Origin of the sequence: Xanthomonas sp. D-36-1 (assembly GCF_017746155.1) — a bacterium.
Classification (GTDB): Bacteria; Pseudomonadota; Gammaproteobacteria; order Xanthomonadales; family Xanthomonadaceae; genus Xanthomonas; species Xanthomonas cissicola.
The window spans coordinates 15064-40533 of record NZ_JAGHWR010000020.1 but is presented as its reverse complement, the minus strand read 5'-3'; the positions used below and the strand labels follow the sequence as shown (position 1 = coordinate 40533).

Below are 25470 nucleotides of genomic sequence, written 5' to 3'. Positions count from 1 at the left end.
TAGGGAAACTTCATCCCATCGCATGCCGCACGATGTTCGCCGCACACCTTGCACCATGTCCCGGTTACTTGGGCGTGAACCACCCCGGTGCCGGCCACGTTCAAAGTCGACACAGTCGCGCATCGGCATACTTGCTCTGCCGCACCCATTTTTCGGACCGTCTTCATGCGCAAGCCCGCTTTGCTCATTGTCGCCATCGCGCTGCTCGTTGCCGGCCTGTGGGGCATGCGCGCGATGCAGACGCCCAAGCCGCAGTTCGCGCCGCAACTCAATGCACCGATCGCCGCAACCGCACCGACGCGCGAGGTGCCGCGTCTGCCCGCCTTTCTGCCGACCGAGGCAATGGCCACCATCGTACTGATCCAGCGCGGCGGCCCGTTTCCGCATCCGCAGGATGGTGGCGTGTTCGGCAATCGCGAGCATCGCCTGCCTGAGCGCCCGCGCGGCTATTACCGCGAATACACTGTCGATACCCCCGGCAGCCCGGATCGCGGCGCGCGCCGCATCGTCACCGGCGGCACCCCACCCGAGGCGTGGTACTACAGCGACGATCATTACCAGAGCTTCAAAGCCTTCGATGGCCCGACCCCGGACCAGGCACCGTGAGCGCTGGCGACTTCGCGCTGGATCTGTCCGATCCGCAGCAATCGGGGGTGTATCAGGCCGAGACCGACGATCTGGACACTATGGCCGCGCTCGCGCGCGATGCCGGCTTACGCATCTTGCGCGTGGATCTGACCACCTGCAGCGACAAACGCATGCTACTGATGCGCCTGGCCACGCAACTGGATTTCCCAACCAGCTTCGGCCGCAACTGGGACGCGCTCAGCGATGCCCTGCGTGACCTGGCGTGGCTGCCTTCGCCACATGGCTATGCACTGCTCATCGACAGCGCCCAGGCGCTGGCCAGCACGGCACCCAACGACCGCGACACCTTGCTGGATCTCCTCGACGAAGTCGCAAATGCCTGGGCAGCGCGCGGGCTGACCTTTGCGGCGTTCGTTGCGCCAGCAAGCGCCTGCGACTGAGGGCAGCCAGCAGAACGCCTGCGCAACCAGCCGAGCGGACACACCTGGCACCGGCGCCACACGCCCATTGCAGAAGCCCTGGCTTCATGCATGCCGCCGCAGACCTGATGCGCGCTTGCGATGTTGCATAGGCATCGCGCGGCGCTGGCGGTCAGCGATGGTACTTCTGGCGAATACCGATCGCGGCACACCCGCATCCAGCGGCGCCCGGGCGCGATCGCACGCCACCATCGCCCTGCCCCGCGCCAGAGCGGCGCGCGTTAGCGTGCCGGCCAACGATCAACTATCCAGCTCGCTCCAGCGCGCGTACGCCGCATCCAGTTGCTTTTGCGCATCGCCCAACGCTGCGGTGTGGGCCGCCATCGCCGCACTGTCGCGCTGATAGAAAGCCGGCTCGTTCATTGCCTCAGTGAGCGTGGCCACTTGCTGCTCCAGCGTCTCGATCAGGACAGGCAGTTGCTCCAGTTCGCGTGCATCCTTGTAGCTGAGCTTGCGCTTGGCAGCAGCGTCCGCCGGCACCGCAGCCACGGGCGCGGTCGCCACCGCGGTAGCCGACGCCTTGGCCACCGCCATCGCGTTGCCCACCGGCGTACGGCGCTGGCGCAGCGAATCGCTGTAGCCGCCGATGTAATCGCCAATCAGGCCGTCGCCCTCCATCACCAGCGTGGAGGTCACCACGTTGTCGAGGAAGTCGCGGTCATGGCTGACCAGCAGCAGCGTACCGGAGTATTCGCCCAGCAATTCCTCCAGCAGCTCCAACGTTTCCACGTCCAGGTCGTTGGTCGGTTCGTCCATCACCAGCAGGTTGGACGGCTGCGCGAACAGACGTGCCAGCAACAGGCGATTGCGCTCGCCGCCGGACAGGCGCGTGATCGGCGCGCGGGCGCGCTCGGGCGTGAACAGGAAATCCTGCAGATAGGCGTGCACGTGCTTGCGCTTGCCGTTGATTTCCAGGAAATCACGGCCCTCGGCCACGTTTTCGATCGCGCTCCAGTCTTCGCGCAGGGTGGAACGGTATTGGTCGAAATACGCGATCTGCAGATTGGTGCCGATGCGGATTTCGCCCTGCTGTGACTGCAGATCGCCCAGCAACAGCTTGAGCAAGGTGGTCTTGCCGCTGCCATTGGGGCCGATCAGGCCGATGCGGTCGCCACGCTGGATGATGGTGGAAAAATCCTTGACCATCGTGCGCGCACCGAACGCGAAGCCAACCTCCTTGGCCTCGATCACCTTCTTGCCGGACGCCTCGCCTTGCGAGACCTCCATGCGCACATTGCCGGTGAGCTCGCGGCGCTGCACACGCTCGTTGCGCATCGATTCCAGACGCCGCACGCGACCCTCGTCGCGGGTGCGCCGGGCCTTGATGCCCTGACGGATCCAGATCTCTTCCTGGGCCAGCAACTTGTCGAAGCGCGCATTCTCCTGCGCCTGCGCATTGAGCCGTTCCTCGCGGCGACGCTCGTAGTTGGCCCAGTCGCCTGGCCAGCTGGTGACCTGGCCGCGATCGATTTCAACGATGCGGGTGGCCAACGCACGCAGGAAGCGCCGGTCGTGGGTGACGAACAGCACGCTGCCGCTCCAGCCCTTCAGGAAGGTTTCCAGCCAATCGATGGCTTCGATATCCAGATGGTTGGTCGGTTCGTCCAGCAGCAGCACATCCGGCGAGGACACCAGCGAACGCGCCAACAACACGCGGCGCTTCATGCCACCGGACAGCCGCGCGAACTCCGCATCGCCATCCAGTTCCAGCTTGGTCAGCGTCTCGGTGACGCGTTGATCCAACGCCCACCCGTCGGCCGCATCAATCTTGGCCTGCACCTTGCCGAACGCATCGGCGTCGAACACATCGGCATGGCTGAGCTGATGGAATTCGGCCAGCCAATGGCCCAACTCGCCCAGACCATCGGCCACCACGTCGAACACGCTGCCACCGGTCCCCTGCGGCACCTCCTGCTCCAGCCGCGCGATACGCACACCCTGTTGCACGCGCACTTCGCCATCGTCTGGCTTGAGCTCGCCGGCGATCAATTTCATCAAGGTCGATTTGCCGGCGCCATTGCGGCCGATCAAGGCGATACGCTCGCCCGGCTCGATTGCGAGGTCGGTTTTTTCCAGCAACAAGGGGCCGCCGACGCTGTAGTCGACGCTTTGCAGAGTGATTAAAGGCATGGGCCAATTGTACGGGATTGGTGATTGGGGATTCGGGATTGGCAAAAGCGCACGCTGTCGCGGTGACCAATCCCGAATCCCTACTTCCCAATCCCGGGCTAAAATGCGCCATGAACGAATTCTCCGCGCTGCCGCTGTCGCCGGCCCTGGCCCCCGGCATCGACGCCCTTGGCTACACCGTTTTGACCCCCATCCAGGCGCAGAGCCTGCCGCCGATCCTGCAGGGGCTCGATGTCATCGCGCAGGCGCCGACCGGCAGCGGCAAGACCGCCGCGTTCGGACTGGGCCTGCTGCAAAAGCTCGACCCCGCACTCACCCGCGCACAGGCGCTGGTGCTCTGCCCCACCCGCGAACTGGCCGACCAGGTCGGCAAGCAGCTGCGCAGGCTCGCCACCGGTATCCCCAACATGAAGCTGGTGGTGCTTACTGGCGGCATGCCGCTGGGCCCGCAGTTGGCTTCTCTCGAAGCGCACGACCCGCAAGTGGTGGTCGGCACGCCCGGCCGCATCCAGGAACTGGCCCGCAAACGCGCCCTGCATTTGGGCGGCGTGCGCACGCTGGTGCTGGACGAGGCCGACCGCATGCTCGACATGGGCTTCGAAGAACCCATCCGCGAGATCGCCAGCCGTTGCGACAAACATCGTCAGAGCCTGCTGTTTTCGGCCACGTTCCCGGACAGCATCCGCACGCTCGCACGCGAGCTGTTGAAAGAACCGGTCGAGATCACGGTGGAAGGCGCCGATAGCGCACCGGAGATCGATCAGCAGTTCTTCGAGGTCGACCCGACCTATCGGCAAAAGGCCGTCGCCGGCCTGCTGCTGCGCTTCAATCCCGAATCCAGCGTGGTGTTCTGCAATACCCGCAAGGAAGTGGACGAGGTGGCGGGTTCGCTGCAGGAATTCGGTTTCTCTGCGCTCGCCTTGCATGGCGACATGGAACAGCGCGACCGCGACGAAGTGCTGGTGCGCTTCGTCAACCGCAGCTGCAACGTCCTGGTGGCCAGCGACGTGGCCGCACGCGGGCTGGACGTGGAAGACCTTTCGGCCGTGGTCAACTACGAGCTGCCCACCGATACCGAAACCTATCGCCACCGCATTGGCCGTACCGCACGCGCCGGCAAGCACGGGCTGGCGCTGAGCCTGGTTGCCCCGCGCGAAACCGCTCGCGCGCAGGCATTGGAAACCGAACAAGGCCAGCCGTTGAAATGGTCGCGTGCACCGCTGGCCACTGCGCGTCCGGCGCAACTGCCGCAGGCGGCAATGACCACCTTGCGCATCGACGGCGGCAAGACCGACAAGCTGCGCGCCGGCGACATCCTGGGCGCCCTGACCGGCGAAGCCGGGCTCTCCGGCGCGGCAATCGGCAAGATCGCCATCTACCCTACCCGCTCCTACGTGGCCATTGCCCGCGCGCAGGTCGCCAAGGCGCTGGCACACTTGCACGCAGGCAAGATCAAGGGACGCCGGTTTCGGGTAAGCAAGCTCTAAACGCAGCGCGGCCGGCGTCGTGCCGGCCGCCGCTGTTCAGCAGGAGCAATCCTGGATGCAGGCGCTGCCACGCACCCAGCGTCGCTTCCAGCGCTTGGACTCAGTAAGAAAGCGTCGCCAACAGCGGTACATCGTTCGCCCACTTCTGGCGACCCTGCAGTCCCTGCAGCTCCACCAGCACGGCTGCGCCAACGACTTCAAGTTCGAGTTGGGCAGCAAGTCCCAAGGCCGCACGCAGTGTGCCGCCGGTGGCCAGCACGTCGTCGACAATCAGCACGCGCGCCCCGCGCGGCAGCGCATCCTCATGCATTTCGATGCGATCGGTGCCGTATTCCAGCGCATATTCCTGGATCAGCGTGCGCCCCGGCAGCTTGCCCGGCTTGCGCACCGGCACGAAGCCGGTCCGCAGTTCGCGCGCCAGCGCCGCCCCCAGAATGAAACCGCGCGCCTCGATACCCAGCACCGCATCCAGCGGCGTGGTCCGCCACGGCTGCGCCATTTCGTCCAGCGCAGAAGCGAAATCCGGGCCATCCGACAGCAACGGAGTAATGTCCTTGAAGACGATGCCTGGCTTGGGGAAATCGACGATGTCGCGAATGCGCTCCGACCAATGGTTGGGTCCGGAAGTATTGGTGCCGGCGCAGCGGCTGCAGTCAGTCATGAGGGCGGTGGCGTGGTGGCCGGTGGGGTTGCGCCTATTCTAGGCTGCGTACGCCATCCACGCCGGATTGACGGCATACCTGCATCTGAGCGCGTCAGGAACTGCACGACAGCATCGAACACCCGGCGCGATCGCGTGCCCATTCCGGCCGCCGCGCCGCAAATGCATCGCGCCCGGGCTGATCGTCGTATGGGCGGCGCATGACTTCCAGCAACTCCTGAACCCCGGACGGGTCCCCCTGTTCGGCACGGTCGATCGCCTGCTGCGCCAGATAATTGCGCAATACATAGCGCGGGTTGGCCAGGCGCATGCGCGTGTGTCGCTCGTCCGGCGGCAGTGGATCCTGCTGCAGGCGCGCGGCGTAGCGCTGCAGCCATTGCTGCAGCTGCGGCGCATCCGCAACGCGTTTGTCTTCGTCGTAAAAGGCCGCGCGCAGCTGCGCGGGGTCCGGATGGTCGGGCGACAGGTCGATCAGGCCACGGAAGGTCAGCGTCATGTCCATCTCGGATTCGCGCATCAGTGCGCGCAGCGCGTCGATCAGCTGCAGATCCTCGTCGCGACACTCTGCCAACCCCAGCTTGGCAGCGGTGTCGTGCCGGTCGCACGCCAGGTAGGTATCGCGAAAACGGTCCAGCCCGTGTTGCAGCGGGGCCTGGTCGGGAAACAGCGGCGCCAGCGCCTGGGCAAGCCGGCCCAGATTCCAGTAGGCCACTTGCGGCTGGGTGCCGAAGCGATAGCGCCGCCCCTGCGCGTCGGTGGTATTGGGCGTCCAGTCCGGGTCGTAGTCGTCGACCCAGCCATACGGGCCATAGTCGATGGTCAAACCAAGGATGGACATGTTGTCGGTATTCATCACCCCATGCACGAACCCGACCCGCAGCCAATGGGCCACCATGACCGCGGTGCGCTCGCAGACCTGCGTAAACCAGTCGGCGTAGAGCGCCTCGCCGGCACCGGCCAACGCCGGGAAATCGCGGGCGATGGTGAAATCCACCCACTGCCGCAGCAAAGCGATATCGCCGCGTGCGCTGGGCAATTCGAAGTTGCCGAAGCGGATGAACGAGGGCGCCACCCGGCATACGATCGCGCCCGGCTCGCGTTGCGGGTGGCCGTCGTAGAACATGTCGCGCACCACCGCATCGCCGGTGCCGACCAGGCTCAAGGCACGCGTGGTCGGCACGCCCAGATGATGCATGGCCTCGCTGCACAGGAATTCGCGGATCGACGAGCGCAACACGGCGCGCCCATCGGCGCCGCGCGAATACGGCGTCGGGCCGGCACCCTTGAGTTGCAATTCGTAGCGACCGCCGTCGGTTCCGATCGCCTCACCCAGCGAGATCGCCCGCCCGTCGCCAAGCTGCCCGGCCCAATGCCCGAACTGGTGCCCACCGTAGTTGACCGCCCAAGGCTGCATTCCCGGGTACAGCGCATTGCCGCCGAACACCTGGGCGAACTGCGCACTGGCGATCTCGGCCGCATCCAGGCCCAGCACCTGCGCCATCTCCGCCGAATGCGCGATCAAGGACGGAGCAGCGACCGGCGTCGGCAGGACTGCCGACCAAGCAGCGCTCACCTCGCGCCGGCGCGAACCCTCTTCCGGGTCGCCAGGCAGCTGTTGACGCAGACGATTATCGAAGCGCAGGTGTGTCATGCCGGCAAGCCTAGGCCACCGGCGGTGAACCTGGCATGGGCGATACCGCATCCGGCGCTGCCCGCGCACCGTATCTTCACTCGACTGGCGTGTGCCGAGCGGGCTCGTCCTGCACATGCTTGCGACGTGCGATAGCCGCTAATAGCCGCCGGCTGCGGATCGGATGCGAACCAGATAGAGGCGAACGTTGCCGGCTCGCCACATTCTCGCCTGCACTTGCCAGCCTGTTGCGTTCGTACCTGCCCCCCTCCCGCCCACCTGACGATACTGCCCATGCCCTCGCGCGCTTCCCGCTGGTTCCGTCCTGCCATTCTGCTGCTCGGTTCGTTGACCATGACGGCCTGCAGCAGCGTCTTCTTTGGGAGCATCAATGCTGCATCCAGCCGGTCGGGCATCGTCGAGCATCGCGACCAGGTGTTCGATCCCGAACACGGCCTGGCGTTGGATGTCTATCAGCCTCGCGGTGCAGTCGACGCGCCAGTGGTGGTGTTCTTCTACGGCGGCACCTGGAAGCGCGGTTCACGCGCCAACTATCGCTGGGTGGGCCGCGCACTTGCGCGCCAGGGCGTGGTGGCGATGGTGGCCGATTACCGCAAGTATCCGCAGGTCGGGCTGCATGGGTTCATGTCCGACGCGGCAGGCGCCACCGCTTGGAGCTACCGCCATGCGCACGAGTACGGCGGCAACCCGAGCCGCCTCGCGGTGATGGGCCATTCGGCAGGCGCGCATATGGCCGCGCTGCTTGGCACCGATGCCCGCTGGCTGCAGGCGCATGGCCTCAAACCTAACCAGTTGTGCGGCGTGGTGGGCCTGGCCGGGCCGTACGACTTCATGCCGATGACCGATCCCGAATTGGTCGAAATTTTCGGCGATGCGCCGGCAGCGCAACGGCAATCGCAACCGGTGCGTTACGTCGGCGGCGACGAACCGCCCATGTTGCTGCTGCATGGCGATGCCGACCGCGTGGTCGAACTACAGAACAGCATCTCGCTGCAGCAGGCGCTCACGCGCGAAGGCGGCAGCGCCGAACTGAAGGTCTACCCGGGCATGGGCCATCTCGGCATCCTGCTGGCGCTGCGCAAATCGCCCGAGCGCTCGCAGGTGCTGAACGATACGCTGCAGTTTGTGCGCCAGTGCCGGGCGCCTTGAACCGCAGTGCGTCCTGCCGTGGTTGCGAATTGAGTGATTGCTGCGAACGGCTGATGGGCAGCGGTACCGACGTCGGTGTCGCTGGGTAGCCATTCGGATCCGGAATGAGCGAATGCGTGGCGATGAGAGCGCCATGTCGTAGCAGCAGACAGCGGGCGTAAAACAGTCCCGCCCACCTACACTCACACCCGCTCTCCCTACTCTCCGATGCCGTCACTTGGCCGGTTTGCTTCCCATCAGCTCGAACGGTCCGCCTTTCTTCAGCGCAGCCTGATACGCCGGACGCGCTTGGATCCGTTCCACAAACGCATGCAGACGCGGGTATTTCTCCAGACCGCCGCCGCGTGCAGCAGCGGCCTGTACCGGGAAGCTCATCTGGATGTCGGCGGCGGTGAAGCGTTCGCCAGCGAACCAGTTGCCGGCCTGCAACGACTGCTCCATCCAGTTCAAATGCAAGGTGAGCTGCGGTCCCACAAAGCCCGACATCGCCTTGTCCACGATTGCACGCGCGATAGGCTTGGCGAAGAACGGCATCGGCGCGCTGCGGATGCGACCGAAGATCAGGGTCATCAGCAACGGCGGCATCGCCGAGCCTTCGGCGTAATGCATCCAATAGCGGAACTGCAGGCGCTCTGGCGAATCCAGCGGCCGCGGCGACGGCGACAACGCGCACTCGGTGTCGTAGCGCTCGGTCAGGTACTCCAGGATCGCCCCAGATTCGGCCACGACCAGGTCGCCATCGACCAGCACCGGCGACTTGCCCAGCGGATGGATCGCGCGCAGCGCCGGCGGCGCCAGCATGGTCTTGGGGTCGCGCTCATGGCGCACGATCTGGTAAGGCAGCGCCAGTTCTTCCAGCAGCCACAGCACGCGCTGGGAACGGGAATTATTGAGATGGTGAACAGTGATCATGAGATGGCTGCGCGCGGAAAGCGCACATCCTACCGATCCAGGCGTCGTCGCAGTGCGCAAGCAGCGCCCGGCGGACGCTCCAGCGAGGCTCCGCTTGTCTTGCAGGCAAAAAAAAAACGCCAGTCGCTTGCGCGACCGGCGTCCTTGGCAACCTTACGGTTGCAGACGGATTAGACCGCCTGCACCTGGTCAGCCTGCATACCCTTCTGGCCCTGCACGGCGACGAAGGTGACCTTCTGGCCTTCCTGCAGCGACTTGAAGCCGGTGCCCTGGATGGCACGGAAGTGCACGAACAGGTCGGGGCCACTTTCCGGGGTGATGAAACCGAAGCCCTTGGCATCGTTGAACCACTTCACAACACCGCTCTGACGTGATGCGTCTGACATTTTACTAACTCCTGAACTATTGATGGATAAATCGCAGCGTCCGAAAAGCCGGAGCTGAGACTGAGTTGCAGGCGTTGGTAAAGCGGAACGATGAAGCGAGATCTGTAACGATCCGGCTGCACCAGGCCACGATTCACGGTGACCCTTGCAAACACAGTGCGTGCACAGTACTCGTGTTTTCTGCAAAAAGCGACACCCTGCGTCAAATCTTTTGCAGTCAGGTCCAATCCGACGGCCTGTCGGGACTGTCCCCATCCCAATTGGCCGGATGACACTGCCTGACGACCCTACAGCTGCGCAGATCATGGGGGCCGTTAACGACACCTGCCCGGCCATGGTCCGCGACGTCCTGGACCGCGCCTCAGCGCCTGTCGCCCCGCCGTGACCCTTGCAGCCATTCGCCCTCTGAGCCAGGCCCACCCTGCCCTTGGTCGTACCATCCAGCTGTCAGCCAGCCCAGACCCGGCCGACGACGCACCTCTGCCAGATGCAGGCGACACCCGGCACATGAACCGGGCGCGTATCATGAGCGCCCTTTGCAACCGGCATCCTGATGGCCCTCACCGCCACCGTCCGCAGGGCGGAACCCCAGATCAGCGACATGGACCGCGGCTATTACGCCAACCATTCGCTGACCCTGGCCCAGCACCCTTCCGAGACCGACGAGCGCCTGATGGTGCGGCTGCTCGCGTTCGCGCTGTTTGCCGACGACCGTCTGGAATTCGGCCGTGGCCTGAGTAACGACGACGAGCCGGACCTATGGCGCCGCGACTACACCGGCGATCCGGATCTGTGGATCGACCTTGGCCAGCCCGACGAGAGCCGCGTGCGCAAAGCCTGCAATCGCTCGCGCGAAGCGGTAGTGATCGGCTACGGCGGCCAGGCCACCGAAACCTGGTGGAAGAAACACGCCAACGCCATGGGCCGGTACCGCAATCTGCGCGTGATCGAGCTCGACTCGCAGGCCACCGAAGCACTTGGTGCACTGATCCAGCGCGGCATGCGTTTTGACGTGATCATCCAGGACGGCGAAGTGCAGATGCTGGCCGACCACGGCAGCGTCACCCTGACCCCGATGGTGCGGCAAGCCCCGGCCGAATGAGCATGCGTTGCGACGTGCTGGTCATCGGCGCCGGCGCTGCCGGGCTGATGAGCGCCCTCACTGCCGGCCAGCGGGGCCGCAAGGTGCTGGTGATCGATCATGCCAACAAGGTCGGCAAGAAGATCCTGATGTCCGGTGGCGGGCGCTGCAATTTCACCAACACCGGCACCACGCCTGGCAACTTCATTTCGGCCAATCGGCATTTCTGCAAATCCGCACTGGCGCGCTACAGCCCGGCGGATTTTGTGGAGATGGTCGAACGGCATGCCATTGCCTATCACGAGAAAGAGCTGGGCCAGTTGTTCTGCGACATCTCCTCCAAGCAGATCGTGCGCATGCTGCTGGACGAATGCGATGCGGCCGGCGCGCAGATCCGCACCCAGTGCGATGTGCTGTCGGTCCAGCGCGGCAGCGACGGCTTCGAGGTCCAGACCAGCCAGGGGAGCGTGCAGACGCAGTCGTTGATCGTGGCAACCGGGGGACTGTCGATCCCCAGCATGGGGGCCAGCGGCTTCGGCTATACCTTGGCCAAGCAGTTCGGCCATGCGCTGTTGCCCACCCGCGCCGGGCTGGTACCACTCACGCTGAGCGGCACGCATCAGGAGCGTCTGCACGAGTTGTCCGGGCTGGCGTTGCCGGTCCAGGCGCAGTGCAATGGGGTCAGCTTTCGCAATTTCATGCTGCTCACCCATCGCGGGGTCAGCGGCCCGGCGATCCTGCAGATTTCCTCGTATTGGCAGCCGGGCGACGACTTGCGGCTGGATCTGCTGCCCGGTCGCGATGCAGCGACGTGGCTGCGCGAACAAAAGCAACAGCGCGGCGCCACCGAGCTGCGCAACGTGCTGGCCGACGTGCTGCCGAAACGGTTTGCACAACGCTTGTGCGAGATATGGCTGCCAGACAAGCCGGTCCGGCAGCTGGATCCGCCGCAGCTGAAAGCCGCCGCCGACCTGCTCGGCAGTTTTCCGCTGATCGCCAGCGGCACCGAAGGCTACCGGACGGCTGAAGTCACCCTGGGCGGGGTCGATACCCATCAAGTCTCCAGTTCGACCATGGAGTCGCGTCTGGTGGCGGGCCTGTACTTCGTCGGTGAGGTGCTGGATGTCACCGGCTGGCTGGGCGGTTACAACTTCCAGTGGGCGTGGGCGTCCGGCCATGCAGCGGGGAGCGTGGCGTAACGCCGATGGCGAGGAGTTGCTGGTCGCCCACCGATCACGCCAGGCGCCTTGAACGCGCGGTCGCGGCATGGGCAGCACGCGGTGAAAGCGGTCGATGCTCCCGCAAGGCAGTTCCACCGCAAATATTGCTCTACGTCTCACACTTGATGCGGCATGCTCCACACACATGGACGTGCCAAACCCCTTCGTGTATTAAAGCCCGTCTCTAGGGAGCCGCGCATGCAAAAAGGCAAAGACCTCACCCTCCGCCTGATGATCGTCGACGACAGCGTGGAGAGTGCGGAGACCATCGTCACCGCGCTGCGCAATGGCGGCATTGCGGTGCGCCCATCGCGACCGCAAAGCCAGGAGGAACTGGCCAGCATGCTGTCGGGCCAGATCGATCTGGCCATCCTGGGTCAGGCGCAGCAGATCCCCATGAGCGCCTTGCAGACCCAGATTGCCGGCAGCGGCAAGGACATCCCGATCATTTTGCTGGCCGAGCGGATCGAAGAGAACGCGCTGGTCGAGGCCGCTTCGCACGGGGTACGCGCCATCGCATTGCGCCACCGCCCCGCACACTTGCTTGCATTGGTGCGCTCGGAATGGGACGACCTGCAGGCCCGCCGTGGACTACGCCGCATCGAAGCCCAGATGCGCGAGACCGAGCGCCGCTGCGACGCACTCATCGCGTCCTCGCGCGACCCGATCGCCTACGTGCATGAAGGCATGCATATCCGCGCCAACGATGCCTATCTGGAAATGTTCGGCTTCGAGTCGTTCGACGATGTCGAAGGCATCTCGCTGCTGGACATGATCGCTGCGCAGTACGTCGACGATTTCAAACAGCTGCTCAAGGCGATGTCCAAGGGCGAGCCGCCGCCGGCGCAGTACAAGCTCGATGCACGCCGCGTGGAAGGCGACACCTTCCCGGCCACGATGGAGTTCGCCACCGCCACCTATGAAGGCGAGCCGTGCATCCAGGTGGTGTTCCGGCGCCGCGAGGAGTTCGACCCGGAGCTGGCGCGCGAGGTCGAAGACTTGCGCCAGCGCGACCAGGTTACCGGCCTGCTCAATCGCCCCACCTTCATGGTGGCGCTGGAACAGGCCGTCGCGCAGGCCGGCCGCAGCGAAGGCCAATCCGGCTTCCTGTTGATCGAGCCGGATCACTACGCACGCATCCTGCCGGAGTTCGGGCTGGATTCGGCCGATGCGCTGATTGCTGCGCTCGCCGCGCACGTGGCGAGCGTACTGGACGACAGCGTGTTGGCCGCCCGCTTCGGCGAACACAGTTTCGCCCTGCTGTTGAACGGAAATTACGCGCGCACGCATGCGCTGGCCGAAACCGTGCGCAATGCGTTCGCGCAGCATGTGTTCAGCGTAGGGACGCGCTCGGCCACGGTGACGGTCAGCATCGGCGGCGTGCAGATCGGCGAGAAGATCGCCAGCATCGGCCAGGTACTCAATCGCGGCACCGAGGCGGTGCGCACCACTGCCGAGCTCGGTGGCAACGCGGTCAGCATCTATGATCCGGCTGCGGCGGATCGGGCCGAAGAAGAACGCATCGAGCGCTGGGTCGAGCAGTTGCGCGAAGCGCTGGTCGGCGACGGTTTCCTGCTGCATTACCAGCCGGTGCTCAACCTGCAAGGCGAGCCGCTGGAGCTGTACCAGGCGTTCCTGCGCCTGGAACGCAATGGCGAAATGATGTCGCCGAACGCGTTCATGGCCATTGCCGAAGAGCACGACCTGGTCACCGAAATCGACCGCTGGGTGGTGGCGCGGGCAATCCGGCAACTGGGCGAACGCCAGCGTGCCGGACACAAGACCCACCTGCTGGTGCGCATCGGGCCGAACTCGTTCTCGGACCCGCAGATGATCGACACCATCCGCGAGCAGTTGGCGGTCTATGGCGTTCCCGGTGAACGGCTGTGGCTGCAGACGCCGGAGTCGAAGGTGTTTACGCACCTGCGCAACGCGCAGCAGTTCCTGGCGGCGGTGTCGGCGATGGATTGCAAGGTCGGGCTGGAGCAATTCGGCTCGGGCCTGGACTCGTTCCAGTTGCTGGCGCATTTCCACCCGGCCTTCCTCAAACTGGATCGTGGCATCACCGGCGACATCGCCTCGGCGCGGGATAGCCAGGAAAAGATTCGCGAAATCACCTCGCGCGCGCAACCGGCCGGCATTCTGACAATGGCCGAGTTCGTCGCCGATGCGCAGTCGATGAGCAGCTTCTTCAGCGCCGGGGTGGACTATGTCCAGGGCGATTTCGTCGCACCGACCGGGCCGTTGATGAATTACGAGTTCGGCTGAAAGCCGGCAGCACCCCCTCGTTCGTACCATCGCTAGGCAACAAAAAACCCGCATTGCGCGGGTTTTTTGTTGCCTGCCAGGCAGCCGGAGACCCGACACCTTACATGGCGCTACCGCTGGCGGCGCGCAGCGCAGCGATGCGCTCTGTGAGCGGCGGATGGCTCAGGAACAGGCGGCGCAAGCCCTCGCCCACCCCGCCGGAGATGCCGAACGCCTGCACTTGCGAGGGCAAGGTGTTCTGGCCATGGTTGAGCGACAGCCGCTCCAGTGCAGCGATCATCTTGCTGCGGCCGGCCAGCTGCGCGCCACCGGCATCGGCGCGGAATTCGCGGCGCCGCGAGAACCACATCGCAATCATGGTCGCGAACAGGCCGAACACCATCTCCAGTGCGAACACGATGACGTAGTACGCAAAGCCGCGGCCACCCTCGCGGTTGCCAGACAAGGCGCTGTCGATGATGCCGCCGACCACGCGGGCGAGCACGATCACGAAGGTATTGAGTACGCCCTGCAGCAGCGCCATGGTGACCATGTCGCCGTTGGCGACGTGGGCGATCTCGTGGCCAAGCACTGCCTCGGCTTCATCCTGGTCCATGTTCTGCAGCAGGCCGGTGGACACCGCCACCAGGGCGTTGTTGCGGTTGGCGCCGGTGGCGAACGCGTTGATTTCCGGGCCCTCGTAGACCGCCACTTCCGGCATGCCGATGCCGGCAGCCTGGGCCTGACGGCGCACGGTTTCCAGCAACCAGCGTTCTGTCGGCGTGCGCGGCTCGGTGATGACCTGCGCACCGGTGCTGCGCTTGGCCATGAACTTGGACAGCAGCAAGGAAATGAACGAGCCGCCAAAACCGAAGATGGCGGCCATCACCAACAGGCCACTCATCTGCGCGGGATTGACGCCCAGCAACGACATGACGATGCCGGCGAGCATCAGCACCGCAAGGTTGGTCAGCAGGAACAGGAAAATGCGGTTGAACATGACGCGATGGCTCCACGGATGCGGGGTGAACTGTTGCGGATCTGCGGGTGTTGCGGCTTGAAATCAAGCAAGCACCTGACCGACGATTCAGCTGCCCATGCCTTCGCCCCCTTATCTCGGCCGCTTCGCGCCCTCGCCCACCGGCCCCCTGCACTTCGGCTCCCTGCTGGCTGCATTCGGCAGCTGGCTGCTGGCCCGGCATGCCGGTGGGCAGTGGTGCGTGCGCATCGAAGACATCGACCCGCCGCGTGCCGAGCCCGGCGCCTGCGAACGTCAGTTGCGCACGCTGGCCGCATTCGGGCTGCACTCGGACCTGCCGGTAATTCGGCAGTCCGAGCGCGATGCGGCCTACATCGCGGCGATCACCCGGCTGCTGCAGACCGGCCAGGCATTCGAATGCAGCTGCAGCCGTGCCGATCTGGCCGGCATGGGCGGCATCCACCACGCCTGCGTCGCGCCGCTGGGCGAGCGCCGCGCGGTGCGCCTGCGGGTGCCGCCGCAACCACCGGTCGGCTTCGACGACGCCTTACAAGGCCCGGTACTGCAGGATGTCTACGCCGAGGTGGGCGATGTGGTGTTGCGCCGCGCCGATGGGTATTGGGCGTACCAACTGGCGGTGGTGGTGGACGATGCGGCGCAAGGCATCACCGACGTGGTACGCGGCGCCGACCTGCTCGACTCCACCCCGCGCCAGATGGTGCTGCAGCGCGCACTGGGCCTGCCGCAGCCGCGCTACTTGCACCTGCCGCTGATGCTGGATCGCGACGGCCGCAAGCTCTCCAAGTCACACGCTGCACCCGCGTTGGACGACGCCGATCCACTGCCGGCCCTGCACGCCGCCTGGGTGGCCCTGGGCCAACAGTCCGACGCGTTGCCGCGGCATGCAGCCGTGGAAACCGTGCTGCGCGACGCCGTGCAGCATTTTTCGCCACGGCTGCTCCCGCGCCAACGCCAGCTGGACCTCGATATGCGCACATCCGACCTCCAGCGTGACTAGAATTGCGCCCCAGCACCGGCATCCGGGCGCAGCATCCCGCGCCCAAATCGCCCTCAGCCTCACTTGTTGATTGGAGTCGTCATGACATCTCGCGTCGCATTGGTCACCGGCGGCACCGGCGGTATCGGTACTGCCATCTGCAAGCGCCTGGCCGACCAGGGCCACCGGGTCGCCAGCAACTTCCGCAACGAAGAAAAGGCACGCCACTGGCAGCAGCGCATGCAGGCACAGGGGTATGCATTCGCCCTGTTTCGCGGCGATGTCGCCTCCTCCGAGCATGCACGCGCGCTGGTGGAAGACGTCGAATCTTCGCTGGGGCCGATCGAGGTGTTGGTCAACAACGCCGGCATCACCCGCGACACCACCTTCCACCGCATGAGTGCCGAGCAGTGGCACGAGGTCATCAACACCAACCTCAATTCGGTCTTCAACGTGACCCGCCCGGTGATCGAGGGCATGCGCAAACGCGGCTGGGGTCGGGTGATCCAGATCAGCTCGATCAACGGGCTCAAGGGCCAGTATGGCCAGGCCAACTACGCCGCCGCCAAGGCTGGCATGCATGGCTTCACCATTTCGCTGGCGCGCGAAAACGCGGCATTCGGGGTCACCGTCAATACGGTCTCGCCCGGTTATGTAGCCACCGACATGGTGATGGCGGTCCCGGAGGAAGTGCGCGCCAAGATCGTGGCCGATATCCCCACCGGACGCCTGGGCCGTCCGGAAGAGATCGCCTACGCGGTGGCGTTCCTGGTGGCGGAAGAGGCTGCCTGGATCACCGGATCGAATCTGGACATCAACGGCGGCCACCACATGGGCTGGTGACGTTTGCTGCAACTTTGCGGTGCAGCATGGATTTTCCTCAAAAACCATGCTGCGCAACATTTTTAATGTGTCCGCTTAAGCAAATAAGGCGTTTTGGCTGTTGCAAGCGCTGCTGCGGTGCGCCATCCTGCGCGCACTATCAGTGTGGGTGAACGTTCCATGGCCGGACTTCGCATCATCAAGAAGTATCCCAATCGCCGTCTCTACGACACGGAAATCTCCAGCTACATCACCATCGAAGATGTGCGCCAGTTGATCATCGATGGCGAAGAATTCGAAGTACGCGACGCCAAGAGCGGCGAGGACCTCAGCCGCGCAGTCCTGCTGCAAATCATCGCCGACCGCGAGCAGGACGGCGAGCCGATGCTCTCCACCCAGTTGCTGAGCCAGATCATCCGGTTTTACGGCGACTCGCTGCAGGGCTTCATGGGCAATTACCTGGAGCGCAGCATGCAGGTGTTCCTGGATCAGCAGCAGCAGTTCCGCCAGCAGATGGGTAACCTGCTCGGGCAGACCCCGTGGGCGATGATGAACCAATTGACCGAGCGCAACCTGGAGTTGTGGCAGGAGTTCCAGCGCAACTTCGGCGCCGGCTTCGGTCGTCCCGGCGGCCCTGGCACGCCGCCGAGCCCACCTGGGGCGAGCGGCCTGGGCAGCGGCCCGATGGGAACAGGCACGCATGGCTCGGCCGGTGGCAATCACGGCACGACCGGCAAAGCCCGCAACCGCGGCTAAGAGCCGCCCACATCATTGCGCAGCCGCCAGGCAGGTGCGGCCGGTGCCGGAATCCTCTTGTGCTACTCGTACGTTCCGGTTCCGCTGCGCGGGCCCAGGCCAGCTGACGACTGGTCGCGCCGTGGTGTCGACCGTTCCAAACATCGAACGCTGCGCCAGGAGCGTCGCGCTCCCAGGCGCAGCCGATCAGCGGCCAGCCTGCGTTGTGCAGGCCGAGCAGATGCGCTCCACGTGGTAGCCGCGTGCACGCAGACGCTCCACCACCCCGTCATTGCCCAGTAAATGCAGCGCACCGACCACCACCAGCGTGGTTCCGCTGCCTTTGCCGAGCCGCTGTTCCAGCCGCGGCACCCAGCGCGCATTGCGCTCGACATTGATGTCCTGATACAGCGCCGGATACTGGCGGCGCATGTCGTCGGCCATCTGCGTGGAGAGCGTATGCACATCGCCGTTGCGCCAGGCTGCATGCAGCTGGCGTAGCTGGTCGGAGGCATCGGCCTCGTCCAGCGATTCTTCCAGCAACTGATGCTGCTCGGTCGGCGACATGCCATCGAGCAAGGCGATTTGCTCGGCGGCGCGCTCCAGGCCGTCGGCCGGTTTGCCGCGCGCCTGCGCCTGTTCCATCAGATAATGATCCAGCCCCGCGTTCGGGTCCATGCCTTGCCGAGTCATCTCCGCCAGGCTGATCGTCAGCGCCACGAACCAGGGCTTGAGCGGCTGCAGGCTCGCCAGCGACATGCCGTACTTGCGCGCGTAGGCGCTCAGCGCCTGCCAGGTCTTCGCATCCAGCGTGTCTTGCAGCGTACGCCCGTCGGTGCGCCGCGCCGCCCGCAACATGCGACTGGCCAGCTCGGGCGATTGCGCATCGTCAGGCGGCAATTCGAACAGCAGGCGGTCGGCCTTGGCGAAGGCCTGCATCACATCCGGCGATAGCGGATAGTCGCTGGGCTTGAGCACATGAAACGAGCCCAGCAGATACAGTGTGCCGCCCTTGCCATCGACCTTCCACAGCAGCGGCACCGGCGGGCCTGCCGGCGCGTGGCCGGCAGCGCGCGCCCACACCGGTAGGAGCGCCCCGCTCCACAAGGCCAGGCCGAGCAGCGCGCCGCTGCACCAGGCGGCACCCCGCTGGCGCGTCGACGTTATCCATAGCCCGGTCACGGTACTTTTCCGCGCATGTGAATGTCGCGCATGTCAGTGCGGCACCTTGTAGGCCTTCTCGCCTGCCGACACCGCCAGATCGATGCGGTTTTCCGGTGGCGGCAGTGGACAGGTGGCGAACGGGGTGAACGCGCATGGCGGGTTGTAGGCGCGGTTGAAATCGACCATCACATGCCCCGAGGCATCGGGCACGTCCAGATCGAGAAAACGTCCGGCCGGATAGCTGCCGTGGCCGCTGGTACGGTCGGCGAATACCACGAACATCGCCCTGCCTGGCTCGCCGATGGTTTCCAATCGGAAGGTCTTGCCGTCGCGTTCGAACTCGATCGCGCCCGCGTTCGGCTGCTCGCTGCTGATCCCGACGATGTCGACGATCGGGATGGTCTTGCCCACAGCGTTGGGCACATAGCGCGCGTTGATGCGCCAGGACGGATCCAAGGGCCAATAGTCCAGGCCAGCGAAGTGCGTGCGCGAACTCGCGTCGGCATGCTTGACCCGTAGCGCATACCGGTCGCCGCGATGGATCAGGCTCAACACGCCCTTGCCGTCGTCGAACCGGATCAGGGTGGGCTGCGGATCGCGGTCGGACTGGAAGCGGATCCGGCTGGTCAGCGGCTTGCCATCGAGGGTCAGCGCCGCACCACGCTCGGGCACGAACCAGACCGTGTTGTTCTCGGTGGACACCATGCCCATTTTCGGCGGGCCCACCGCCAGCTTGATGCCGCTGTCGGCACTGCTGCCGATGTAATGCGCATTCAGCGACAGCCAGTGCAAGCCGACCAGGCTGGTCCAGCCATCTGGTGCGCGTAACTCCTTCAGCCGCGCTTCGCGCCAGGCGGCGGTGTCGGCCAGAAATGTCTTGTCGAGTGCGACCGGCGCGGCCGGCGGCGGTGCATCGCGTCCGCACCCGACCAATATTGCCGCCACCAGCATGCCGAGCAGCCAGCCCTTCCCCCTGTGCACTGCCATCAACGCCCCCTCAAAAACCAACGATCGATATCGCTCAGCGTAAACCGCGCCCAGGTCGGTCGACCATGGTTGCATTGGCCCGAGCGTTCGGTGGCTTCCATATCGCGCAGCAACGCGTTCATTTCGGGCACGGTGAGGCGGCGGTTGGCGCGTACTGCACCGTGGCACGCCATGGTGGAGAGCAGTTCGTCGCGTGCGCTGGCGATGCGGCGGCTTTGACCATGCTCGCGCAGATCGCCCAGCACATCGCGCAGCAGCGCCTCCGGTTCGGCATTGGCCAGCAGCGCGGGAATGCTGCGCACGTGCAGCGACTGCGGGCCGGCGCGGGTGATCTCGAAGCCTAGCGTGGCCAACGTCTCCGCTTCGCGCTCGGCGGTGTCGGCTTCGCGCTCGCCCACTGCCAGCGTCATCGGCACCAGCAACGGCTGCGCGTGCAGGCCGATGCTGTCATGCGCCTGTTTGAGCCGCTCATAACCGATGCGCTCGTGCGCCGCGTGCATGTCGACCACGATCAAGCCTTCGGCGTTTTCGGCCAGGATGTAGATGCCGTGCAACTGCGCGATGGCATAACCGAGCGGCGGCACACCGCTGTCTTCTGCAGTTGCCGGCAATCCGGTGCCGGCCATGTTCGGCATGCCTGCCGATTGCTGCGCGCTGCTCGGCGGTGGTGCATACAGCGCGCTGTAGGCGGCGCGCGCCTCGTCCACACGCAGCCCCAGCGGCGTTTGCGAAGGCGTCCAGCTGGCGTAGCCGTACGTGCCATTGCTGCCCCCAGGCATACCGCCATGACTTGGAGCGCCGCCGCCAGCGAGACTGCCCATTCCACCGGAGGTCGTCCCCATGTCGCCGACGCGATCGCTACCGATGCTGTTTGGCGTGGCGCCGGCACGGGTATGCGCCAAGGCATCCTGCAGGGTGCGATAGACGAAATCGTGGATCAGCCGCGCTTCGCGGAAGCGCACCTCGTGTTTGGCCGGGTGCACATTGACGTCCACACGTGCCGGGTCCAGCTCCAGAAACAGCACATAGGCCGGCTGACGGCCATGGAACAGCACATCGCCGTAGGCCATCTTCACCGCATGCGCCACGCTGCGGTCTCTGACCGAACGGCCGTTGACGTAGAGGTATTGCTGGTCGGTGCTGGCACGCGAGTAATGCGGTTGCGCAACCCAGCCGTGCAGGCGCAGACCGGCGCCGCTGTGGTCCACGCGCAGGGCCTGGCGCGCAAAATCGTCGCCGAGCGTTTCGCCCAGCCGCGCATCCGAATACAGATCGCCCGGCTTGTAACGCCGCGACGGCTTGCCGTTGTGCGAGACGCGCAATTCGACATCCGGCCGCGCCAGCGCCAACGAACGCAACCACTCTTCGATGTGGCCGAGTTCGGTGCGTTCGGCACGCAGGAATTTGCGCCGCGCCGGCACATTGAAGAACAGTTCGCGCACTTCGACCGTGGTGCCTGGCGCATGCGCGCGCGGCACCACCTCGCCCAGGCGGCCGCCGTCGATTTCCAATGCCGAGCCGTGTTCAGCGTCGTGGCGGCGCGAGGTCAGGGTAAAGCGACTGACCGAGGCGATCGACGGTAAGGCTTCGCCGCGAAAGCCTAGCGTGGCGACAGTCTCCAGGTCGTCCAGCGAAGCGATCTTGCTGGTGGCATGCCGCGAGACTGCCAGCGGCAGCTCGTCCGGGGTGATGCCGCCACCGTTGTCGCGGATGCGGATCAGCCGGACGCCGCCCTCTTCGAGCTCGATATCCACGCGCGTGGCGCCGGCATCGAGTGCATTTTCGACCAGTTCCTTGACCACCGATGCGGGCCGCTCGACGACTTCGCCGGCAGCGATCTGGTTGATCAGAATCTCGGGCAACTGGCGGATCGCCATCAGCGCACGCTCCAGTGCGGCACGCGCGAAACGCGGTAGATCGGCGGTGTGACAGGCAAAACGGACATCGGCACGGCAATCCGGCGGCGCGCAGGCGCCGTCATCCAAGGAATCAGTGCGGAATGATAGCCGAGCGGGTCAGCGACTGCCGCCGGCCACGGTGCCGACTGCATCGGCTTCGGCCTGCGCACGCGCCGCGAACAAGGTGCCTGGGGGCGGTTGGCGGGTAAAGAAGGTATCGATGCCGTCCAGCACGGCGCTGGCAATCTTGCGCTGATAAGCCGGATCGATCAGGCGACGTTCTTCATGCGGATTGGAGATGAAGGCGGTTTCCACCAGCATTGCCGGCATGTCGGAGGTCCGCAGCACCGCGAAGTTGGCGCGTTCCAGCTGCGGCTTGTGATTGTTGCCGATGCGCTTGAGCCCACCCAGCACATGGCCTGCGGCATCTTCGGAGGCCTTCATGTGGCCGCTCTGCGCCAGGTCCAGCAACACGTTGGCCAGGGTGCTTTCGGTTTGTTGCAGGCGCACGCCCCCAACCAGATCGGCGGCGTTTTCCTTGTCGGCCAGCCAGCGCGCCCGTTGCGACGAGGCTCCCTTGGTCGACAGTACATACACGGAGGAGCCGGTGGCGCTGCGGTTTTCGGCGGCGTCGGCATGGATGGAAATGAAGATGTCGGCCTTGGCAGCGCGGGCTTTCTGCGCACGCATCGGCAACGGAATGAACACGTCGGTATCGCGCGTCAGGTAGGCCTTCATGCCTGGCGTGGCGTTGACCTGGCGTGCCAGTTCACGGCCCACCGCCAGGGTGACGTCTTTCTCGCGCTTACCGGTGGGCCCCATGGCGCCCGGGTCCTGGCCGCCGTGGCCCGGGTCGATCGCCACGACCAACGGCCGCATACCCGGTGCCATCTTGGTCCGCGAGGCTTCGCTGGGCAGTACCGGACGCGGCGGCAGGTCGTCGTCGCCTGCGGCAGCCGCCACGCTCGAGGCACTACTGGGGGCAGTTGCTGCGGCATTACCGGGCGTCGCGCCCATCGGTGCGCTGCCGCCATTCAAGATCGCAGCTGCAGCTGCGCTGCTGCCCGCCCCCCCTGCACCAGACGGTACGGTGGTGATGGCACCGGCGGCACGGTTCGGCGTGTTGCCGGCAACGCCGGTCGGCGCTGGCGCACCGGTGGTCGCGGAGGTGGCAGGCCGAGGCGTCGGCACACCGGTGGCGACGGTGGTCGGTACCGGGGCCTGAGTGACAGTGGGCATCGCCGATGCCGGCACAGACGGTGCAGACGGCGGCGTCGACGGCTGCGACGGCGGCGACGGCGGCACCGAAGAGGCACGTTGCGCAGACGCGGCCAAGGCTGCCGTTGCGCGTGCCGCTTCGGCCTGCGCATTGAGCGGGCGCGGCGCCGGGGCAGCGGTCGGTGCAGCCGCAGCAACTGTGGAGGCCACCGCCGGCGTCGGATCGCCGGGCCATTCGATCACCAATGTCGACACGCTGCCCAGCGTCTGCATCTGCGGCTTCAGCGGGGTCACCGGCGTTGCCAGTTCGAACACCACACGGAACGTGCCAGGCACCGGCTGGCCGGTGCGCACCGAAGTCACCAACCCGGCGGCAGGCGGCAGCTTGAGACCGCGCACGCCCGAGGATTCCGGAAAATCGACCACCAGGCGCGTCGGGTTCGCCAGCGCCAGCGTCTTGAAGCCGCCGCTGCCGGCCAGTTGAATTTCCGCGCGGGTCCCGGTGGCTCCGGTACTGACGCCGACTCCCTTGATTTCGCCGCCCCAGGCAGCAAAAACCGCCAGGCTCAAGCTGGCGGTCAGGGCGGAACGACAGAAGTTGCGGATCCCCGGTGTCATGGCGCTGGATTCAAGCATCCAACTGCGTGAATTGCAAGGCAATTTCCCTTAATAATCCATAACCTGGCGTTCATTCTTCTCGTGCGGCGGCAAAAAGGGGCTGCAACTGGGGCTGCCGTGACAGTCTTTCCATCCAGGCATGCCCGATCGCACTGCGGCCCAGCAACCGAACGCTGCGGCCTTCGCCGACCACCGCCAGTTCAACGTCCAGATCGACCGGCGGCAGCACGCCGACGCCGCGCTCCGGCCATTCGACCAGCCACAAGCTCGCACTGCCCTCGTCGAGCCCGAGAAAGTCCAGCTCTCCGGCGTGGCCGATGCGATACAGATCCAGATGCCAGGCTTCATCGCCAGTACTCAGCGGATAACGTTCGACCAGGGTATAGGTGGGGCTGCGGATCGGCCCGGTGACACCGAGTGCGCGCAGCAGCGCGCGCGCCAGCGTGGACTTTCCCGCGCCCAGGTCGCCATGCAACTGCACCACCGCGCTCGCCGGTCGCGCTGCGGCCAGCGCTTGGCCCAGGGTTTCGGTGGCCTGCACGTCGTGCAGTTGTCCGTCGAGGTCGATCATGCGATGGCTCCAGCGTTGGCGAGGCGGCGCAGCTCGGGAAGCAGGTCGGTGGGCAGCAGGCCGCGCTCGCCTGCATGCGCTGCCGCATCGCCGGCACAGGCGTGCAGCAAGGCGCCAAGACTGGCGGCATCGAATGGCGAGAAGCCCTGCCCCAGCAAGGCCGCGATGACGCCGGTCAACAGATCGCCCATGCCGCCGACCGCCATGCCGGGATTGCCTGCGTCGATGATGCGCGGCAAGTGACCTGGCGACGCGACCACGGTGCCGGCGCCCTTGAGCACGACCACTGCGTCGTAGCGTGTTGCAAGTGCCGCAGCAGCGGACGGACGATCGCGCTGAATCTGCCGGGTCGACAGGCCCAGCAGACGCCCGGCTTCGCCCGGGTGCGGCGTCAAGACGCGCGGACCACGCACCGGAACGTCGTTGGCGGCCAGCAGATTCAGCCCATCGGCATCGAGCACCACCGCCGTGGCGGCGCCCAGCGCTGCGCGCCACAATGCCTGCGCCCACTCGTCCTGCCCTAGCCCGGGCCCGAGCGCGACTGCATCCGCCGCCTCGGCCAGTGTGGCGATGTCGTCATTGGCCTGCACGGCACGCGCCATCGCTTCGGGGCAGCGCGCCAGCAGTGGCGTGACATGCTCGGCGTGCGTTGCGACCTGCACCAACCCGGCGCCGCTGCGCAACGCCGCTTCGGCGGTCAGCATGATCGCGCCACCGCTGCCGAGATTGCCGCCCACGCACAGCACCCGCCCGGATTCGCCCTTGTGCGTGTTGCGGCGACGTGGGCGCAATTGCGCCGCCAGGGCATCGCTGTTCCAGCTGCGTGCGACTGGCGTGAGCCCGTCGAATGCTGAAACCGGCACCTCCAGCGAAGCCACTTCACGCTCGCCGGCGTGTTCCAGCGCATCGCCGGTGTAGAGCCCCAGATGCGGCACGATGAACTGCAAGGTCAGTGCTGCGCGTACCGCCGCACCGAAGGCCACCCCATGGTCGGCATCGATGCCGCTGGGCACATCCAGCGCAAACACCGGCACGCCCGCCGCGTTGATGGCGTCGATCAAGGCGGCGGTCGCATCGTCCGGTGCGCGATTCAGGCCGATGCCGAACAGCGCATCGACGATCACATCGGCCTGTGCCAGCGTATACGGAAACAATTCGATTGCACCACCGACGGCGAGGTAGTCGGTACAAGCGCGCTGCGCCAGGTCCGAGCCCGGGTCGTGTTCGGGCAGGTGCACCACGCGGACCTGACGCCCTGCGCGGTGTGCCAGGCGCGCCAGCACATAGCCGTCGCCCCCATTGTTGCCGGTGCCGCACACCACCACGAGGCGGCGCGCCTGCGGCCAGCGTTCCAGCAAGCACTGCCAGGCCGCCTGCCCGGCGCGTTGCATCAGGGTGTAGCCGTCGCCGCCGAGCAGCGTGGTGGCCTGCGCATCGAGCGTGCGCGCGGCGGCAGTGTCGTAAAGAGGGAGCGGTGCGTACATGCCGGG

General features: G+C 65.8%; 22 protein-coding genes and 1 other RNA gene. 11 read left to right on the top strand and 12 right to left on the bottom strand.

Features of this window, described 5'->3' with window-relative positions; genetic code table 11:
* The first annotated feature begins 165 nt into the window (after positions 1-165).
* Positions 166-606, top strand: coding sequence for a ribonuclease (locus J7367_RS06260; RefSeq protein WP_057660956.1), 441 nt, complete (start codon positions 166-168; stop codon positions 604-606).
* Positions 603-1028, top strand: a complete 426-nt coding sequence (locus J7367_RS06255; protein ID WP_057660953.1) for a barstar family protein — start codon at positions 603-605, stop codon at positions 1026-1028. The genes J7367_RS06260 and J7367_RS06255 overlap by 4 nt, the downstream gene beginning before the upstream one ends.
* A 279-nt stretch (positions 1029-1307) precedes the next feature.
* Here J7367_RS06255 and J7367_RS06250 read toward each other — a convergent pair whose 3' ends face one another.
* Positions 1308-3197 carry an ATP-binding cassette domain-containing protein gene (locus J7367_RS06250; RefSeq protein WP_007962650.1) on the bottom strand — a complete coding sequence of 630 codons (1890 nt, stop codon included), beginning with the start codon at positions 3195-3197 and terminating at the stop codon, positions 1308-1310.
* A 110-nt stretch (positions 3198-3307) separates the two neighbouring features.
* Here J7367_RS06250 and dbpA point away from each other — a divergent pair, with 110 nt between their 5' ends.
* Complete coding sequence (gene dbpA, locus J7367_RS06245; protein ID WP_057660951.1) at positions 3308-4684, top strand: ATP-dependent RNA helicase DbpA; 1377 nt, start codon at positions 3308-3310, stop codon at positions 4682-4684.
* A gap of 100 nt (positions 4685-4784) precedes the next feature.
* Here dbpA and J7367_RS06240 read toward each other — a convergent pair whose 3' ends face one another.
* Both J7367_RS06240 and J7367_RS06235 read right to left on the bottom strand, forming a co-directional pair.
* On the bottom strand, positions 4785-5345 hold the full coding sequence (locus J7367_RS06240; protein ID WP_007965724.1) for an adenine phosphoribosyltransferase: 561 nt from the start codon (positions 5343-5345) through the stop codon (positions 4785-4787).
* Between the two features lie 94 nt (positions 5346-5439).
* Positions 5440-6996, bottom strand: coding sequence for a YdiU family protein (locus J7367_RS06235; RefSeq protein WP_057660949.1), 1557 nt, complete (start codon positions 6994-6996; stop codon positions 5440-5442).
* Positions 6997-7269: 273 nt separating this feature from the next.
* On the opposite strand from J7367_RS06235, the gene J7367_RS06230 reads away from it, so the two are divergent.
* Positions 7270-8145, top strand: coding sequence for an alpha/beta hydrolase (locus J7367_RS06230; RefSeq protein WP_057660948.1), 876 nt, complete (start codon positions 7270-7272; stop codon positions 8143-8145).
* A 213-nt stretch (positions 8146-8358) separates the two neighbouring features.
* Here J7367_RS06230 and J7367_RS06225 read toward each other — a convergent pair whose 3' ends face one another.
* Both J7367_RS06225 and J7367_RS06220 read right to left on the bottom strand, forming a co-directional pair.
* Entirely contained in the window at positions 8359-9057 is a 699-nt protein-coding gene (locus tag J7367_RS06225; RefSeq protein ID WP_057660946.1) for a glutathione S-transferase, read from the bottom strand.
* 170 nt (positions 9058-9227) lie between these two features.
* Positions 9228-9443 (bottom strand): cold-shock protein, encoded by a 216-nt coding sequence (locus J7367_RS06220; RefSeq protein ID WP_057660944.1) that lies wholly within the window; start codon positions 9441-9443, stop codon positions 9228-9230.
* Between the two features lie 553 nt (positions 9444-9996).
* Here J7367_RS06220 and J7367_RS06215 point away from each other — a divergent pair.
* The 3 genes from J7367_RS06215 (at position 9997) to J7367_RS06205 (ending at position 14012) form a co-directional block, all read left to right on the top strand.
* Positions 9997-10545, top strand: a complete 549-nt coding sequence (locus J7367_RS06215) for a YaeQ family protein (protein WP_057660942.1) — start codon at positions 9997-9999, stop codon at positions 10543-10545.
* The gene (locus J7367_RS06210; protein WP_057660940.1) at positions 10542-11723 is read left to right on the top strand and encodes an NAD(P)/FAD-dependent oxidoreductase; all 1182 of its coding nucleotides are present in this window, start codon (positions 10542-10544) and stop codon (positions 11721-11723) included. The genes J7367_RS06215 and J7367_RS06210 overlap by 4 nt, the downstream gene beginning before the upstream one ends.
* Positions 11724-11942: 219 nt before the next feature.
* Entirely contained in the window at positions 11943-14012 is a 2070-nt protein-coding gene (locus J7367_RS06205) for an EAL domain-containing protein (protein WP_007973193.1), read from the top strand.
* Between the two features lie 100 nt (positions 14013-14112).
* Here the strand turns inward: J7367_RS06205 and htpX are convergent, their stop codons facing one another.
* Positions 14113-14991, bottom strand: coding sequence for a protease HtpX (gene htpX / locus J7367_RS06200; RefSeq protein ID WP_007965712.1), 879 nt, complete (start codon positions 14989-14991; stop codon positions 14113-14115).
* A 97-nt stretch (positions 14992-15088) separates the two neighbouring features.
* Between htpX and gluQRS the strand changes: the two genes are divergently transcribed.
* The 4 genes from gluQRS to J7367_RS06180 all read left to right on the top strand — a co-directional run bounded on the left by gluQRS (position 15089) and on the right by J7367_RS06180 (position 17678).
* Entirely contained in the window at positions 15089-15988 is a 900-nt protein-coding gene (gene gluQRS / locus J7367_RS06195) for a tRNA glutamyl-Q(34) synthetase GluQRS (RefSeq protein WP_057660938.1), read from the top strand.
* An 81-nt stretch (positions 15989-16069) separates the two neighbouring features.
* Entirely contained in the window at positions 16070-16810 is a 741-nt protein-coding gene (locus tag J7367_RS06190) for a beta-ketoacyl-ACP reductase (RefSeq protein WP_003486018.1), read from the top strand.
* Between the two features lie 159 nt (positions 16811-16969).
* Complete coding sequence (gene phaR / locus J7367_RS06185; RefSeq protein ID WP_007965709.1) at positions 16970-17545, top strand: polyhydroxyalkanoate synthesis repressor PhaR; 576 nt, start codon at positions 16970-16972, stop codon at positions 17543-17545.
* Positions 17546-17602: 57 nt separating this feature from the next.
* A non-coding RNA gene (locus tag J7367_RS06180) (sX9 sRNA) lies at positions 17603-17678 on the top strand.
* 53 nt (positions 17679-17731) lie between these two features.
* On the opposite strand, the gene J7367_RS06175 is transcribed toward J7367_RS06180, so the two are convergent.
* The 6 genes from J7367_RS06175 to J7367_RS06150 form a co-directional block, all read right to left on the bottom strand.
* A complete protein-coding gene (locus J7367_RS06175) occupies positions 17732-18706 on the bottom strand; it encodes a TraB/GumN family protein (protein WP_042675602.1) in 975 nt (324 codons plus the stop codon).
* A gap of 33 nt (positions 18707-18739) precedes the next feature.
* Complete coding sequence (locus J7367_RS06170) at positions 18740-19675, bottom strand: DUF1684 domain-containing protein (RefSeq protein WP_057660936.1); 936 nt, start codon at positions 19673-19675, stop codon at positions 18740-18742.
* Positions 19675-21552: a DNA mismatch repair endonuclease MutL gene (mutL, locus tag J7367_RS06165; protein WP_057660980.1), complete on the bottom strand. Its 1878-nt coding sequence runs from the start codon at positions 21550-21552 to the stop codon at positions 19675-19677. The genes J7367_RS06170 and mutL overlap by 1 nt, the downstream gene beginning before the upstream one ends.
* A 138-nt stretch (positions 21553-21690) precedes the next feature.
* Positions 21691-23409: an N-acetylmuramoyl-L-alanine amidase gene (locus tag J7367_RS06160; RefSeq protein ID WP_057660934.1), complete on the bottom strand. Its 1719-nt coding sequence runs from the start codon at positions 23407-23409 to the stop codon at positions 21691-21693.
* A gap of 70 nt (positions 23410-23479) precedes the next feature.
* On the bottom strand, positions 23480-23980 hold the full coding sequence (tsaE, locus tag J7367_RS06155) for a tRNA (adenosine(37)-N6)-threonylcarbamoyltransferase complex ATPase subunit type 1 TsaE (RefSeq protein ID WP_007965704.1): 501 nt from the start codon (positions 23978-23980) through the stop codon (positions 23480-23482).
* Positions 23977-25464, bottom strand: coding sequence for a bifunctional ADP-dependent NAD(P)H-hydrate dehydratase/NAD(P)H-hydrate epimerase (locus J7367_RS06150; protein ID WP_057660932.1), 1488 nt, complete (start codon positions 25462-25464; stop codon positions 23977-23979). The genes tsaE and J7367_RS06150 overlap by 4 nt, the downstream gene beginning before the upstream one ends.
* Positions 25465-25470 lie beyond the last annotated feature (6 nt).